Source organism: Streptomyces sp. SCSIO 75703, from assembly GCF_036607905.1.
In the GTDB taxonomy this organism is placed as follows: Bacteria; Actinomycetota; Actinomycetes; order Streptomycetales; family Streptomycetaceae; genus Streptomyces.
The window spans coordinates 6,060,763-6,075,019 of record NZ_CP144555.1 but is presented as its reverse complement, the minus strand read 5'-3'; the positions used below and the strand labels follow the sequence as shown (position 1 = coordinate 6,075,019).

Here is a 14,257-nt window from a genome sequence, read left to right as displayed (position 1 = left end):
GGTGATCCCCTTCATGGGGCGCTCCGTTCTGCGGTGCACAGCGTGATCGCGGTGTGCACGATGGCCCGGGTCAGCCGGACGGCCTCCCGGATGTCGACGACGTTCATCCCGGACGGGAAGTCCAGCGGCAGCGGGGCGTCCGGTCCGATGCGGTCCATGCCGATCCGGGCGGTCGGCAGGCCGCGGGAGCGGAGGATGTTGGCGTCGGTCGCGCCGCTGGTGGCGATGATGGGCTCGTGCGGGCGTCCGGCGATCTCCTCCCACGCGGCCTTGGCCGCCGCGACGACCGGGGCGTCCTCGGGCGTGTGGGTGCCGGGGATGGAGAGCACCATGTCCCAGTCCAGGTCGATCCCCGGATGCGCGGCGGTGATCGCGTCGATGGCGGCGGCGAACTCGCGGCGTACGTCGGCGGGTGTCGAGCGGGGGCTGGTGCGCAGGTCGACCGTGATCCGGCACAGGGCCGGGGTCACGGCCGCCATCCGCGGCCAGCCGCCCTCCACGCTGGACACGATGCCCTGCGGAGCGACCAGTCCGTCGGTGTGCCGGTCCGCGTACTCGGGGAACCAGCGCTCCAGGGCGTCGATCACGGTGGCGGCGTGGGCGAGTGAGTTGCGGTAGGGCATCCGGTGCCGGCTGCCGACGTAGGTGTAGGTGCCGCGCACGCGGACCTCGAACCAGCACAGGCCCACCTCCTCCCACGCCACGGCCCATCCCGGCTTGGCGACGAGAGCGTGGTCGGCCCACCAGCCCTGTTCGAGCATGAACGAACAGCCGCTCCCCTGGCCGGTGTTGTGCCGGTTCAGGCCGCGGGTGGTACGGCCGTTGGTCGGCATCCCGCCGGCTCCCAGGCCGACGACGAGATCGCCGCGCAGCGGGATTCCGGCGCGGGCGATCGCCTCCGCGGCGGCGACGACCGCCGCCCCGTGCCCCTTGGGGTTGCTGGCGCCGAGCCCGAGCACGTGGTGGCCGTGGACCTGGGCGCGTGGCCGCATGTCCGCCCGCAACGCGGGACCGATCCACGGCACGTCCTCGTCGGGGTCGCCGACGGTGAGGGTGTCGATCGGGGCGTAGAGCAGCAGGTCCTCGCCGCTGCCGTCGCCACGGAGCCGGCCGACGGCGTTGGCCTGGCGGTCGTCGATCACCTGGTGCCGGGCGTCGAGTCCCGCCTGGTCGAGGGCCGTGGCCAGCCAGCGGGCGAGTTCGCCCTCCTCACCGGTCGGGCTCGGGATGTCGACCATCGCGACGACGAGTTCGGTGAGCCGTTCGGGAGTGACGAGTTTCCCGGCGGCCTCGGCCCAGGCCCGTCGCTCCGTGTCCAGCCGGGTCATCGCGCGCCCGGCCGGACGGAGCGGACGGTGGTGCCGCGCCCCAGCCGGACGAGCAGACCGGTGCGCTGCGCGGCCACGGCCGCCGCGACGACGGCGAGGGCGAGGAGGACGGTGGTGCGAGAGGACATGGGGGTCAGCTCCTGTCGGTGAGGAACGCGCCGGCGAGCGCGGCGACGGCGGCCGGGCGTTCGGCCTGCGGGTGGTGGGCGGTCCGGCCGACGACGGCGAGGTCGGCGAGGGGCAGCGCGTCGGCGAGTGCCGCCGCGTAGTCGGGGCCGGCGAAGGGGTCGTGACGTCCCCACAGGACCAGGGTGGGGGCCTCGACGGCGCCGAGGACGCGGCCCAGGTCCTCGGCGGGGGCGGGCAGGGTGGCGGTCGCGAGGGCGCCGGCGGTGGTGCTGGCCCGGTAGCGGGCCAGCACCGTCGACTCCGGGATACGGGCGGGGTCGTACCACTCCAGCGCGGCCAGCAGCGCCCGCATCTTCGCGGGGCTGGGGCCGTCACCGCCGTAGTACTCGGTACGGGCCCGGACGCCGAGCCCGGGATCGGTGCGCAACGGGCCCGCCCCGCCGGGCGTGGGCGTGGGCTGGCTGCCGATGAGCACCATCCTGCGGACCCGCTCGGGCCGGTCGGCCGCGAGTCGCAGCGCGACCAGGCCGCCGTACGACTGGGCGAGCACGTCGACCCGGTCGGGACCGACCCGCTCCAGCAGCGTCGCGAGAGCGTGGGCCGCGCCCGAGACGGAGCCTCGTGCCGCGGAGGGTCCCGTCACCGAGCCGCCGTAGCCGGGCAGGTCCACCCACAGCCACCGGTGGGCGGGCCGCACGGCCATCACCGCGCCGAAGTCGGCGGTCGCGTGGCAGCCCGGGCCACCGCCGTGCAGGACGACGGTGACCGGGCCGTGCGCGGCTCCCGCCCAGCCGTGGGCCGGTACGGTCACCGGCTCAGTGGCCGACACGGCGCTCCGTGGGCTGGGCGACCGGCGCGATCTGCTCGACGTGCCGGCGCCAGGCGTTGATCGACAGGTCGGGCCGGTAGAGCCGCTCCGGCGGGGCGTCGGTGACGTTGACCATCCAGGCGTCCTGCCGGGTGAACTGGCCGTGGAACAGCCACCGGAAGGCGGACAGGTACTTCGCCTTGAAGGCCAGCGCCGTGGCGCCGGTCTCGAACCGGACCATGAGCTGCACGTAGCGCACGTGATCGGCGTCGACGGGGACGTACCACTCGTAGTGGATGAACTTCGGGTAGGCCACCCGCAGCAGTCCGGGCATCCGGATCGACACGAAGCCGGGGATGTCCATGGCGTCGATCACGGGGTTGGCGTTGCCGTTCTTGCCGGGGTGGTCCGGCAGGGGGACCCGCTTCCACCAGCGCTTGTTGGTGAAGGTGCCCACCCCGGGGAACTCCGCCTCCCAGTGCAGTTCGTCCTGCACCCGGACCAGCCAGCCGTCCTTCTCGACGATCCGTGTCTTGTTCCAGGTGGGCATGACCTTGAACAGGCGCCACAGCGCGGTGTTGTGCAGGTACTTCGCGTGGCCCTCGTCGAAACCGTTCTCGGCGCCGAACCGCCAGTTGCCCTTGCGGACCTCCGACCGCCCGCCGAGGACCAGGGTGTTCTCGGTCAGCTCGGTGGGGATGTCGCGCTCGACCGGCGGGGGTTCCTCGCCGGGTTCCACGTCCCCGATGTACACCCACAGCAGGCCCAGGCGCTCCTCCACCGGGTAGGTGGCGACGGAGATCTTGCCGCAGATGGGGCTGTCGGGTCCGTCGGTGATGACGGCGTCGAGCTTTCCGGTCTCCAGACCGAAGGTCCAGCCGTGGTAGGCACAACTGATGGTGCCGGGGAACTGACGGCGGCCCAGCGACAGGGGCACGCCGCGGTGCGGGCAGCGGTCGTGCAGGCCCCGGACCGTGTCCCCGTCGCGGACCAGCACGACGCGTTCGCCGGCCAGGGTGATCGGCACGGGCTTGTCCTGGACCTGATGTGCCCAGATGGTCGGGTACCAGTAGTCGCGGAACCCCAGTTCGGCCGAGTTGTAGACCGGCCACGCCGACCAGTCGCTGCCCTCCTGCACGGGCGGTCCGGGCTCGACCGGCTTCGTCGGACGGGCCTCGGCACCGCGGGCACGGGGTGCCCGGCGGGGCGCGGCCTCGGGGGTCGGGTCGGTGGGTGCGCTCACGATGTCTCCAGTCAGCGGGGGTGCGCACGGCGTGCCGTGCGATCGTCGGGTTCGAGGACCGGCCGGTCTCACAGGTCGAGCACGAGTTCGGGGGTCTGCGCGCGTGACACGCACGGCAGGAAGGCGTCGGCGCGCTCGGGATCGGTCAGCGAGTCACGGTGCAGGGGCCGTCCCTTCAGGACGGGCAGCTCACAGCTGCCGCAGACGCCGTCCCGGCAGGCGTTCGGCACGGCGACGCCGGCCGCGTCCAGGACGTCGAGCGCCGAGCAGTCGGCGGGTACGGACAGCCGGCGGTCGGACCGGCTCAGCACCAGTTCGAACGGCCGCAGGTCGTCCTCGTCGTCACGGGGGCGGGCGGTGAAGCGCTCGACGTGCAAGGTCCCGGCGGGCCAGATCTCGCAGCGTTCTTCGACGGCCGCGATCAGGCCCTCCGGGCCACAGCAGTAGACCGCCAGGTCCTCGGCCGGCTCGCCCAGGGCCGCCAGGAGGTCGAGGTGGCCGAACTCGTCGAACGGTCTCGGTTCGATCTTGGCCCCGTGGGGCGCCAGTTCGGGCAGGAACGCCATCGAGCGGCGGGAGCGCCCGCCGTAGAGCAGTCGCCAGTCGCGGCCCTCCGCCTCGACCCGGCGGATCATCGGCAGCAACGGCGTGATGCCGATGCCGCCCGCGATGAACAGGTAGCGGTCCGCCGCGATGAGCGGGAAGTTGTTGCGCGGCCCGCCCACCTCGACCCGTTCGCCCGGACGCAGCGTTTCGTGCACGTAGCGCGATCCGCCGGAGGAGGCCGGTTCCCGCAGCACCGCGATCCGGTAGCGGTGCCGGTCCGCCGGATCGCCGGCCAGTGAGTACTGGCGTACCTGCTCCGGCAGCCAGAGGTCGATGTGGGCCCCGGGCTCCCAGGCCGGCAGCAGGCGTCGCTCGGGATCGGCGAGTTCGACGGAGAGCACACCGTCGGACTCCCGCCGCAGGGCGACGACCTCGAGTTCCAGGACGCCTGTCGCACTGTCGGACATCTCCACCTCCGGGTTCAGTACAAAGTACGGTACGTGCCACGAAAAGGTTTGGGAAGCCCTCGCGCACACTGTCGTACTAAGTACGGTACGCGTTACGAAGCATTCTGGGAAGAGACCCGGAGCCACCGGCCCCGGGGGAGCCGCCCGCTACCCGCCCCGGCACCGACGGAGCACCGGACACCGAACGGCACACCGTCCGGTACGGTTTGGACCGCGGAGCGATCAGGAGGAGCCCCATGGCGCGGCAGAGGCAGTCCCAGCGCGGCGACACCCCGCTTTCCCCCGAGCGGATCATCGAGGCGGCCTTGCGCATCTCCGACACGGAAGGGGACCTGGACCGGCTGACGGTACGGCGGCTGGCCACCGAGCTGGGCGTGGGCACGATGACCCTCTACAGCTACTTCCGCAGCAAGGAGGAAATCCTCGACGGGATGGCCGACCACGTGCTCGGGCGGATGCGGCTGCCCGCCGAACCCGACGCCGGACCGGCCGAGGCGCTGCGCACCGCCGGGTACGCCTTCCTGGCCATGATGCGCGAGCACCCGAGTGTCGTCAGGCTGTTCTCCACCCGCATCACGGACAGCCCCACCGCACTGCGCGGCGCGATGGAGGCGGTGCTGCGACGGCTCGTCGACGCCGGCATCCCGGGGCCGGTGGCCATCCGCTGCTACGGCTTCCTCATCACCTACGCCATCGGCTTCGCCAGCTACCAGGCCCCACGGCCGTGGGGGAGGGCCACCGCCGAGGACGGGGCCGAGCAGCGCCGGCAGCGCCGCCACTTCTACGCCGCACTGCCGATCGAGGAGTTCCCGCTGGTGGTGGACCTGGCCGCCGAGGTCACCGAGCTGCCCTCGGACGAGCAGTTCGCCGCCGGCCTCGAGGCGTACATCGACAGCACGCTCCGCGCGCTCGACCAGGACGCCGCCCGCACCTAGCGCCTTTCGCTGGATCAGGCCGGATCAGCCGGGCCACGCGAGCCCGGCGTGATCCAAACGAGAGGCCCCAAGGCCGGCCGTCGGCCCCTCCCCCGGCCCCCGGGTCCGCCCGCGCCCGCCGCCGGCCCCGCGCGCCGCCGCCCTCCCGCCACCGGCCCACACCCGCCCCGGGCGGCGGGAAGCCCCGCCGGACAGGGTGACGACCGGGCGGTGACGCCAGGTAACCGCGGCCAACCCCTTGACGGCCGCACCTCCGGCCGTACACAGTACGGGGCACTGCACGATGCATCGTACGAACCTGCCCGACCGGCAGTGGCTCCCAGCCCGTGCCCGTGCGATCCCCTCACCCCACCGTCCGCCCGCCCGCTCGCGACTGCGTGAGCCGACGACGGCCGGCCGCCCGCGGGGGCCGGAATCCCGAGACTTCGAAACCGGGACCTCGCCGACGTAACCTTCCCAGTCTGCCGATCCGCTCGGCGACCCACTTTCCCGGAGGACGCATGGCCACGACACGGTCTGCACAGGAGCAGAGCAGAAGAGCGGTGTTCGCGAGCTGGATCGGCACCACGGTCGAGTACTACGACTTCGCGATCTACGGCCTGGCCGCTTCGCTGATCTTCGCTCCGCTGTTCTTCCCGTCCACGGACCCGACCGTGGGCACGCTGCTGTCGCTGTCCAGCTTCGCCGTCGGCTACCTGACCCGGCCGCTCGGCGCCCTGGTGTTCGGCCACTTCGGCGACCGCATCGGCCGCAAGACGGTGCTCGTCGTCACGCTCGTCCTGATGGGCGTCGCGACCTTCGCGATCGGACTGCTGCCCACCTACTCCCAGATCGGCATCGCCGCCCCCGTTCTCCTCATCATCGCCCGGCTGCTGCAGGGCTTCTCCGTCGGCGGCGAGTACGGCGGCGCGGTACTGATGACGGTGGAGCACTCCTCGGACCGCCGGCGCGGCCTGTTCGGTTCGCTCGTCAACACCGGCGCGACCGCGGGCCTCGTGCTGGCCAACGCGTCCTTCCTGCTGGTCTTCCAGTTGCCCGACGACCAGATGCTGTCGTGGGGCTGGCGCATCCCGTTCCTGCTCAGCAGCGTTCTGGTGATCATCGGGCTCGTCGCGCGGTACTCACTGGAGGAGTCGCCCGACTTCGCCGCGGCCAAGGAACAGGGAACGGTCCGGGAGATGCCGGCCCTGGAGGTGCTGCGCAACCACCTCGGCACGCTGCTGCTGGTGGCCGTGGGCATCGTCGCCGCGGGCAGCGCCTTCACCATGGCGACGGTGTTCTCCCTGACCTACGGGAAGGTCGCTCTCGGCCTGGACAACAGCGCGATGCTCACGGCGCTCCTGCCCGCGACCGCGGTGATCCTCGTCTGCCTGCCGCTGTTCGGCCGGCTCTCCGACCGCGTCGGCGTACGGCCGGTGTTCCTGGCCGGTGCCGCCTCTCTGGTCGTCCTGCCCTTCGTCTGGTTCGCCCTGCTCGACACCGGCGACTACGTCCTGATGCTCCTGGGCTTCGCACTGTTGTTCGTCGGCTACTCCGCGAACTACGCGGTCGTGCCCGCCTACTTCTCCCAGGTGTTCCCCCCGGTCGTCCGCTTCACGGGCATGTCGATCGGCTTCACCCTCGGGCTCATCGCCGGAAACGCCATCGCTCCCGCCGTGTCCGCCTCGCTCCTGAACGCCACCGGAGGCTGGATCGCCATCGCGAGCTACATGGCGCTCACCGGTCTGGCCTCCCTGGCGGCCGGCCTCTTCCTGCGCATCCCGGACGCCGTCACCGACCGGCAGCCGGCCGCGGAGGCTCCGGCCGAGACCGAGACCGAGGCCGAGCAGGCGGTCGGGTGACGACGCCCGGCCCGGTCCCGCGCCGCGGGTACGCCGATACCCGCCACGGTCAGGTGCACTATGCCGAGCACGGCAGCGGCGCCCCGGTGCTCCTGCTGCACCAGACCCCACGGTCGTGGGACGAGTACCGCGACGTCCTGCCGCTGCTCGGCGGTGAGTTCCGGGCCATCGCGATGGACACCCTGGGCTTCGGCCAGTCCGCCCGCCCGCCCGGACCCTGGAGCATCGAACTGTTCGCGACCGGGGTGCTCGACCTGTGCGACGCCCTGGGCCTCCCCCAGGTCTCGCTGGTCGGGCACCACACCGGCGCCGTGACCGCACTGGAGGTCGCCGCGACCGCTCCGGACCGGGTCCGCGCACTCGTCCTCTCCGGCATGCCCTTCGTCGACGCCGAGCGCCGGCGGCGCGTGGCCCGGCGGGCCCCCGTCGACCACGTCCTGCCGGCGCCGGACGGGTCGCACCTGGTACGGCTCTGGAACAACCGTGCCCCGTACTATCCGGCCGATCAGCCGGACCTGCTCGACCGCCTGGTGCGGGACGGGCTGGGGGTCCTGGACCGTGTCGAGGAGGGGCACGTGGCCGTGAACCGCTACCGGATGGAGGAGCGGATCTCCCTGGTCCGCTCGCCGGCACTCGTCCTGTGCGGCGAGCTGGACGACTTCTCGCTGCCGGACCTTCCCAAGATCACCGCCTCGCTGCCCGGGGCCCGTGCCGCCGTCCTGCCCGGCACGGGTGTGCCGGCCGTCGACCACCGGCCCGAACAGTTCGCGGCGCAGGTCCTCGCCTTCCTGCGGGACCCGCGCCGACGCCCGGAACCGGCCGACGCGCCTCCCAGCGGACCGCTCACCGGTCCCCGCCCCCGCTGACCTTCCAAGGAGCCGAGCCATGGATGCTCACCACAGGACCGTCCCCCTGCCCGGAACATCGCTGTCCTACCACGTGACCAGGCCGTCCGCCGCCGGAACGCCGGTCGTGCTCCTGCATCCGTGGTTCGGCTGCTGGCAGTTCTGGACCTCGACCGTGCAGCACCTCGCCGGGCGTCCGTGCTACGCCGTCGACCTCTACTCGCCGGCCGCGGGCACGTGGTCCGCCGACCCCGGACCGGCCGCCCTCGCCGACGCGGTGGTGGCGATGATGGACGCCGAGGGGCTGAGCCGCGTCGACGTGGTCGGCAACTCGGTCGGCGGGATCGTCGCGCAGGTCATCGCGTCCACGGTGCCGGAGCGCGTGCGCCGGCTCGTCCTGGTCGGCACCGGGGCGAGCACCCGGGGTTCTCTGCCCGGCTTCGCGCGGGCCGTCGACCGGTGGATCGAGGCGGGCCGCGACGGCGGGGCCGCCTCCCGGGCCGCCGCCGAGGACACCATCGGGATGCTGTTCACCGGCAGCGCCGACGCCGCCGACTGGGAGACCTACGTCCAGGCGGTGCTGCGCACGGACCCGGCGTATCTGGCGGCGGTGCTCGGCGCGGCGCGGAAGCTGGACCTCACACCGCGGCTCGCGCGCATCACCGCGCAGACGCTCGTGGTCCGCGGCAGCGAGGACTGCGCACGCACCGCGGAACACGCGGCCGTCCTGGCCGCGGGGATTCCCGCGGCCCGTTCCGTCGAGATGAGGGGCGCCGGTCACTCCCCCATGGTCGACCAGCCGGACCGGTTCGCCGGACTCGTCGCCGCCCACCTCGGCGAGGAGGCGGCGGAGCCCGTCGGAGGCGGCCGGTGAGCCTCGGATTCGGTGACCTCGCCCGCATCGGCCACCTGTATCCGTCGGGCGGGCTGTGCGACTACGAGATCCAGTCGATGGCCCCCGAGGGGGTACAGTTCGTCACCACCCGCCTGCCCTTCCGCAACACCGGCACCGCCGACGACCTGCGTCTGGTCGAGAACCTGGAGGAGCACGCCCGGTTGCTGGCGGACGCCGACGTCGACGTCATCGCGGTCAACTGCACCGCCGCGACGTTGCTCGCCGGGCCGGACCGGATCAGGAAACGGGTCCACGAGGCGACCGGGATCGGCGCGGTCACCACCATCGAGGCGGTACTGGCGGCGCTCTCGGCCGCCGGCATCCGCCGGCCCGCGCTGCTGACCCCGTACCCGGACGAGGTCGTCCAGGCGGAGACGGAGTTCCTCCACGCGCGCGGCATCGAGGTCGTCGCCCGGCTGGGCCTGCCGCGCGCCACTCCGGTCGGGCAAGCCATGATCGAACCCGGCAGGTGGCTCGCCCTCGCGAGCACGCTCGACCCATCGGTGATCGACGGCGTGCTCCTGAGCTGCTCGGGTATCCGGGTGGCAGGGGAACTGCGGCGCATCGAAGACCGGCTCGGTGTGCCCGTGGTGGCCAGCAACCAGGCCCTGCTGTGGCACCTGCTGCGCACGCTGGACATCCCCGCACGGCCGGACCGGTACGGCTCGTTGCTCGCGGGCCGTTTCGACGCCGGGACTGCGGGAGCCTGACACCGGGGGGCCGGCACGGCCCCCCGGTCCTCGCGCCCGCCCGGCGGGCCGCCTCCTGCACGCTTCCCCAGGGCACGGCCTGCCCTGCGTTCACCTGAGGCCGCGCCCGCGTCCGCGCGGGCCACGCCGCGTCCGGTGGTCACCGGCGCCCGGACGCGGATTCCCGGGTGGACCAGACGACGGGGTCCGCCGGTGCCCGGAAGTCTCCGCGGAGAGCGGGGCGGTCCACGCCGGGTGAGGGCCCCCGGCCCCGGCGCTGGGCACCGGCGCGCGGTCGGGCGGCGGTGCGGGCACGCCCGCCCGCGCACGCGATCCGGTGAACCGCGTCGCCGAGCGACCGAACGCGCCCCGCGCCGGGCCCCCTCCACGAGGATCGCGGCCTCCTCGACCGGCCCCCGGCCGCCGACCGCGAGAACACCCGCCCGCACGCCCGCGCCACCGCGGGCCGTGCCGGGCGGAGCAGACGCCGGCCGGGCCGTCGACGCCGACGGCTCCCCCGTCGCCGCCGCGGGCCGGTACCCGCGCGCCGGGCCCACCGCCCGCCGTCGCCTGGTCCGCCCCGAGGCCGGTGAGGGTTCCGGGGCGGGCAGCGACCCGCCTCCACGACAAGCGCGCGTCCGGCCGTTCCTGACGCCTCCTCCCCTCGTCGCTCCTCCCCCTCCGGGCTCCCCGCCGCCGTGGCGACGGCCTGTGAACCGGAGCACCGGCCCGCGCGATGAAATCATTAATTAGCAATTAATCTTGACCTCACTCGGGCGCCCCTCCCATACTCGGGGCATACCGCGGCGGCGATCCGCACCGAACGCGGTGGTACGCAGCTTTTGCACGTGATTCGGAGTGATGTCATGAGGAACGGCAGGAAGCGGCATCGCACCGCGTTCGCCGTGTGCCTCGGCCTGGCGCTGACGATGGTCGCGCTGACGGGGTGCATACCGCGGGCCGGGGACGGCGGCAGGGTCGGGCTGGTCTACATGGACGCCCAGGGCTACTACGCCGGCGTCCGCAAGGGCATGCAGGACTCGGTGGCCCGGCTCGGCGACGGGGTCCAGCTCCTGGAGCTGAACGCCCAGGGCGACGCGTCCAAGGAGAGCACCTTCGTCGACACGGTGAGCGCCGCCGGAGTGAAGGCCCTGGTGCTCTCGCCCGTCTCCACCACCGCGTCCATCCCGGCCGTACGCCTGGCGCACGAGAGCGGCGTCAAGGTCGTCTGCTACAACACCTGCCTGACCGAGGACGCGACACGCGAGTACGTGAGCGCATGGGTGCTGGGCGATCCGGTGAGGTTCGGGGAGCTGGCCGGCGCGGAGGCCGCGAAGTACTTCCGGTCCCAGGGCATCGACGACCCCCGGATCGCCGTCCTCAACTGCGAGACGGTCGAGGTGTGCATCCAGCGCCGAGTGGGCTTCGAGAAGGCGCTGTTCGCCGAACTGCCCGAGGCGAAGATCGTGACCAACCAGCAGGGCACCACCATCGACCAGGCCCTCGAGGTCGCCGACCGCATCCTGAGCGCGCAGCCGCGCGTCGACGCCTTCTACGGCGAGTCCGGTGGTGCCACGATGGGCGCGGTGCGTGCCGTGCGCCAGCGCGGTTTCGTCGGCCGGACGGTGGTCTTCGGCAGCGACATGACGACCGACCTGGCCCGCGAGCTGGCCGACCACAGCGTGCTCAAGGCCGACGTGGACATCTCCGGTGTCGAGGTCGGCGAGCTGGCGACGCGCACCACCGCACGGGTCATCGCCGGTGAGGAACTCGAGGATCCCGTCGTGCCCGCCCCGGTGAAGCTCTACTCCACTCCCGAGCAGGCCCGCGCATGGCTGCGCACCCACCCGGACGGCCTGCCGTGACGCCCGTCGCCTCCGCCCGGAACGCCGCCCTCGCCGGATCCGGCCCCCTTCCCGTCCCTGCGGTTCCCCTGGAGCGAGCATGACGACCTCCCCATCGCCGCCCGGCGCCTCCGGCACCACGCCGGCCGCCGAGGCGAGCGGCCTGAACAAGCGGTACCCGGGCGTCCGGGCGCTGGTCGACGTCGACTTCCGTATCGAACCGGGCGAGGTGCGCGCGCTGCTCGGACGCAACGGCGCAGGCAAGTCCACGCTCATCCGGATGCTGTCCGGTGTCGAGGTTCCCGACAGCGGCGAGGTCCGCATCGGCGGGCAGGTCCTCGGCGACGGCGGCGTACGCCGGGCCGCGGAACTGGGGGCGGCCACCGTCCACCAGGAGCTGAGCCTGGTCCCGGAGATGACGGTCGCCGAGAACCTGTTCCTCGGCGAGTGGCCCCGGCGCGGCGCGTCCGGGGTGGACTTCCCCCGGATGCGCCGCGAGGCCGCCGAGGTGCTGGCCGAGCTGGACGTGCGGGTCGACCCGGAGGACACGGTCGGCTCGCTCCCGCTGGCCGAGCAGCAGCTCGTCGAGATCGCCCGGGCGGTGCGCCGCCGTCCGCGGCTGCTGATCCTCGACGAGCCGACCAGCGCACTGGCCGCCGGTGAGGCGCGTACCGTCCTGGAGGCGGTCGGCCGCATCTCCGCCGCCGGTGTCGCGGTGATCTACGTGAGCCACCGGCTGGACGAGATCCGGCAGGTGGCGGGGAGCGTCACCGTCGTCCGCGACGGCAGCGTGGTGGACACGGTGGACGTGCGCGAGGCGACGACCGCGCAGATCGTCGCCCTCATGCTCGGCCGGGCCGCCCGCGAGCAGGAAGCCTTCGCGCCGCGCGCGGTGGACCGCAGCGGTACACCCCTGCTGTCCGTCCGGAACCTGACACTCCCGCCGAAACTGGCGGACGTCGGCTTCGACCTCTACGCCGGTGAGGTACTGGGTATCGGCGGGCTCCTGGGGTCGGGCCGCAGCGAACTGCTGCGCGCGGTCGCCGGGTTCGAGCACGGAGCCGAGCGCACGGTCACCTTCGAGGGGCGGCCGGTCGCCCGCCCCGCCGCGGCGGTGATGAAGCGGCTGGGGGTGGGCATGACGCCCGAGGACCGCAAGGGGGAGGGCATCGTTCCGTTGCTCGGCGTCGGCGAGAACATGACGATGTCCTGGTTCGGGGGGATCAGGGGCCGGGCCGGCCTCTCGTCCCGCCGGGCCGGCGAGGCCGGTGAGGACCTGGTGCGGCGGCTCGCGGTGAAGACGCCCGGCCTGGACACCCCCATCGTCAACCTCAGCGGCGGAAACCAGCAGAAGGCCGTCATCGGCCGCTGGCTGCACGCCCGGAGCCGGGTCCTGCTCCTGGACGAACCCACGCGCGGCGTGGACGTCGAGGCCAAGCAGCAGATCTACCGCCTGATCCGGGCCCTGGCCGACGAAGGCGCCGCCGTCGTCTTCGTCTCCGGCGAGCTGGAGGAGCTGCCGCTCGTCTGCGACCGCGTCCTGACCCTCCAGAACGGCCGGTTCACCCGCGAGTTCCTCGCACCCGACATCACCCTCGACGACATCATGGCCGCCACCATGGCGGTGGAAGTGTGAGGCAGACAACCATGTCCTCGACCCTCGTGGCCGGCAAGCCGTCCGGCACCCCGTCTCCGCCCGCGTCCGCCGTCCGCGTCCGCCGGCTGCGCCACCTCAACGAGTTCGGCCTGCTGGCCGCGATCGTGGTGCTGTACATCGCGCTCGGCGTCACCGCGGGCGGGTTCCTCGGCGCCGACAACCAGCTCGGCATCCTGCGGGACGCCGCGACCGTCGGCATCCCCGCCCTCGGCGTCACCCTGGTGATCATCGCCGGGGAGATCGACATCAGCATCGGCCCGGCGGTGGCCTTCGCCTCCGTGCTGTTCGCCAAGGGCGCCACCGAATGGGGCCTCGGGCTGCCCTTCGCGCTGCTGCTCACCCTGGTGGCCGGGGTGCTGTGGGGATCGGCGGCCGGCTGGCTGCGCGCCCGGTTCGGGGTGCCGTCCTTCATCGCGACACTCGGGCTCTGGAGCGCGCTGGGCGGCCTCGCGCTCTACACCACCAACGCGCTCCCGGTCGCCACCCCGGACGGCGGCTTCATGGACGCGCTGGGCGGCAAGATCCTCGGGGTGCCGACCCCGGCGATCGTGCTGGTGCTGCTGTTCCTGGCGTTCTGGTACGTCGCCCGCCGGACGGCGTACGGGCGTTCGGTCTACGCGGTGGGCGGCAACGCGGCGGCGGCGCAGCTCGCCGGCATCCCGATCGGCCGGGTACGCGTCCTGCTGTTCGCCACCACCGGACTCCTGGCCGCCCTCACCGGCATCCTGATGGCGGCCCGCCTGGGCTCGGGCAACGGCGGCGCCGCCGCGGGCCTGGAGTTCGACGTGATCGCCGCAGTCGTCATCGGCGGCACCGCGCTCGCCGGAGGCCGCGGCAGTCTCATCGGGACGATGCTGGGCGTGCTGTTCATCTCCGTGATCGCCAACGGGCTGGTCCTGCTGGGGGTCAACTCCTTCCTCCAGGACGTCGTACGCGGCGTGATCATCGTCGGGGCCGTGCTCGTCAACGTCGTCATCTCCCGCAAGGGCCTGGCGACGCGCACCACCTGACCCGTCCGACACGGTCCCGC

13 protein-coding genes are annotated in these 14,257 nt (G+C 73.2%); 8 read left to right on the top strand and 5 right to left on the bottom strand.

Annotation, left to right across the window (positions count from 1 at the left end; translation table 11 throughout):
• Window positions 1–11: 11 nt before the first annotated feature.
• The 5 genes from VM636_RS26845 to VM636_RS26825 all read right to left on the bottom strand — a co-directional run bounded on the left by VM636_RS26845 (window position 12) and on the right by VM636_RS26825 (window position 4,521).
• Window positions 12–1,328 carry a deacylase gene (locus VM636_RS26845; RefSeq protein WP_338485896.1) on the bottom strand — a complete coding sequence of 439 codons (1,317 nt, stop codon included), beginning with the start codon at window positions 1,326–1,328 and terminating at the stop codon, window positions 12–14.
• Complete coding sequence (locus tag VM636_RS26840) at window positions 1,325–1,456, bottom strand: hypothetical protein (protein ID WP_267887093.1); 132 nt, start codon at window positions 1,454–1,456, stop codon at window positions 1,325–1,327. Before VM636_RS26840 ends, VM636_RS26845 begins: the two co-directional genes overlap by 4 nt.
• A 5-nt stretch (window positions 1,457–1,461) precedes the next feature.
• Window positions 1,462–2,286: an alpha/beta fold hydrolase gene (locus VM636_RS26835; RefSeq protein WP_338485895.1), complete on the bottom strand. Its 825-nt coding sequence runs from the start codon at window positions 2,284–2,286 to the stop codon at window positions 1,462–1,464.
• Entirely contained in the window at window positions 2,273–3,508 is a 1,236-nt protein-coding gene (locus tag VM636_RS26830) for a Rieske 2Fe-2S domain-containing protein (RefSeq protein WP_030417720.1), read from the bottom strand. Before VM636_RS26830 ends, VM636_RS26835 begins: the two co-directional genes overlap by 14 nt.
• Window positions 3,509–3,576: 68 nt before the next feature.
• On the bottom strand, window positions 3,577–4,521 hold the full coding sequence (locus VM636_RS26825) for a PDR/VanB family oxidoreductase (protein ID WP_030417721.1): 945 nt from the start codon (window positions 4,519–4,521) through the stop codon (window positions 3,577–3,579).
• Window positions 4,522–4,757: 236 nt separating this feature from the next.
• On the opposite strand from VM636_RS26825, the gene VM636_RS26820 reads away from it, so the two are divergent.
• The 8 genes from VM636_RS26820 (at window position 4,758) to VM636_RS26785 (ending at window position 14,237) form a co-directional block, all read left to right on the top strand.
• Entirely contained in the window at window positions 4,758–5,456 is a 699-nt protein-coding gene (locus VM636_RS26820) for a TetR/AcrR family transcriptional regulator (protein WP_030417722.1), read from the top strand.
• Window positions 5,457–5,956: 500 nt separating this feature from the next.
• Window positions 5,957–7,297: an MFS transporter gene (locus VM636_RS26815; RefSeq protein WP_053913202.1), complete on the top strand. Its 1,341-nt coding sequence runs from the start codon at window positions 5,957–5,959 to the stop codon at window positions 7,295–7,297.
• Window positions 7,298–7,350: 53 nt separating this feature from the next.
• Entirely contained in the window at window positions 7,351–8,163 is an 813-nt protein-coding gene (locus VM636_RS26810; protein ID WP_234340393.1) for an alpha/beta hydrolase, read from the top strand.
• Between the two features lie 19 nt (window positions 8,164–8,182).
• A complete protein-coding gene (locus VM636_RS26805) occupies window positions 8,183–9,016 on the top strand; it encodes an alpha/beta hydrolase (RefSeq protein WP_030417725.1) in 834 nt (277 codons plus the stop codon).
• Entirely contained in the window at window positions 9,013–9,747 is a 735-nt protein-coding gene (locus VM636_RS26800) for an aspartate/glutamate racemase family protein (protein ID WP_030417726.1), read from the top strand. Before VM636_RS26805 ends, VM636_RS26800 begins: the two co-directional genes overlap by 4 nt.
• 845 nt (window positions 9,748–10,592) lie before the next feature.
• Window positions 10,593–11,591 (top strand): substrate-binding domain-containing protein, encoded by a 999-nt coding sequence (locus VM636_RS26795; RefSeq protein ID WP_053913204.1) that lies wholly within the window; start codon window positions 10,593–10,595, stop codon window positions 11,589–11,591.
• Window positions 11,592–11,670: 79 nt separating this feature from the next.
• Window positions 11,671–13,206, top strand: coding sequence for a sugar ABC transporter ATP-binding protein (locus VM636_RS26790; protein ID WP_030417728.1), 1,536 nt, complete (start codon window positions 11,671–11,673; stop codon window positions 13,204–13,206).
• An 11-nt stretch (window positions 13,207–13,217) separates the two neighbouring features.
• Window positions 13,218–14,237, top strand: coding sequence for an ABC transporter permease (locus VM636_RS26785; RefSeq protein WP_030417729.1), 1,020 nt, complete (start codon window positions 13,218–13,220; stop codon window positions 14,235–14,237).
• Window positions 14,238–14,257 lie beyond the last annotated feature (20 nt).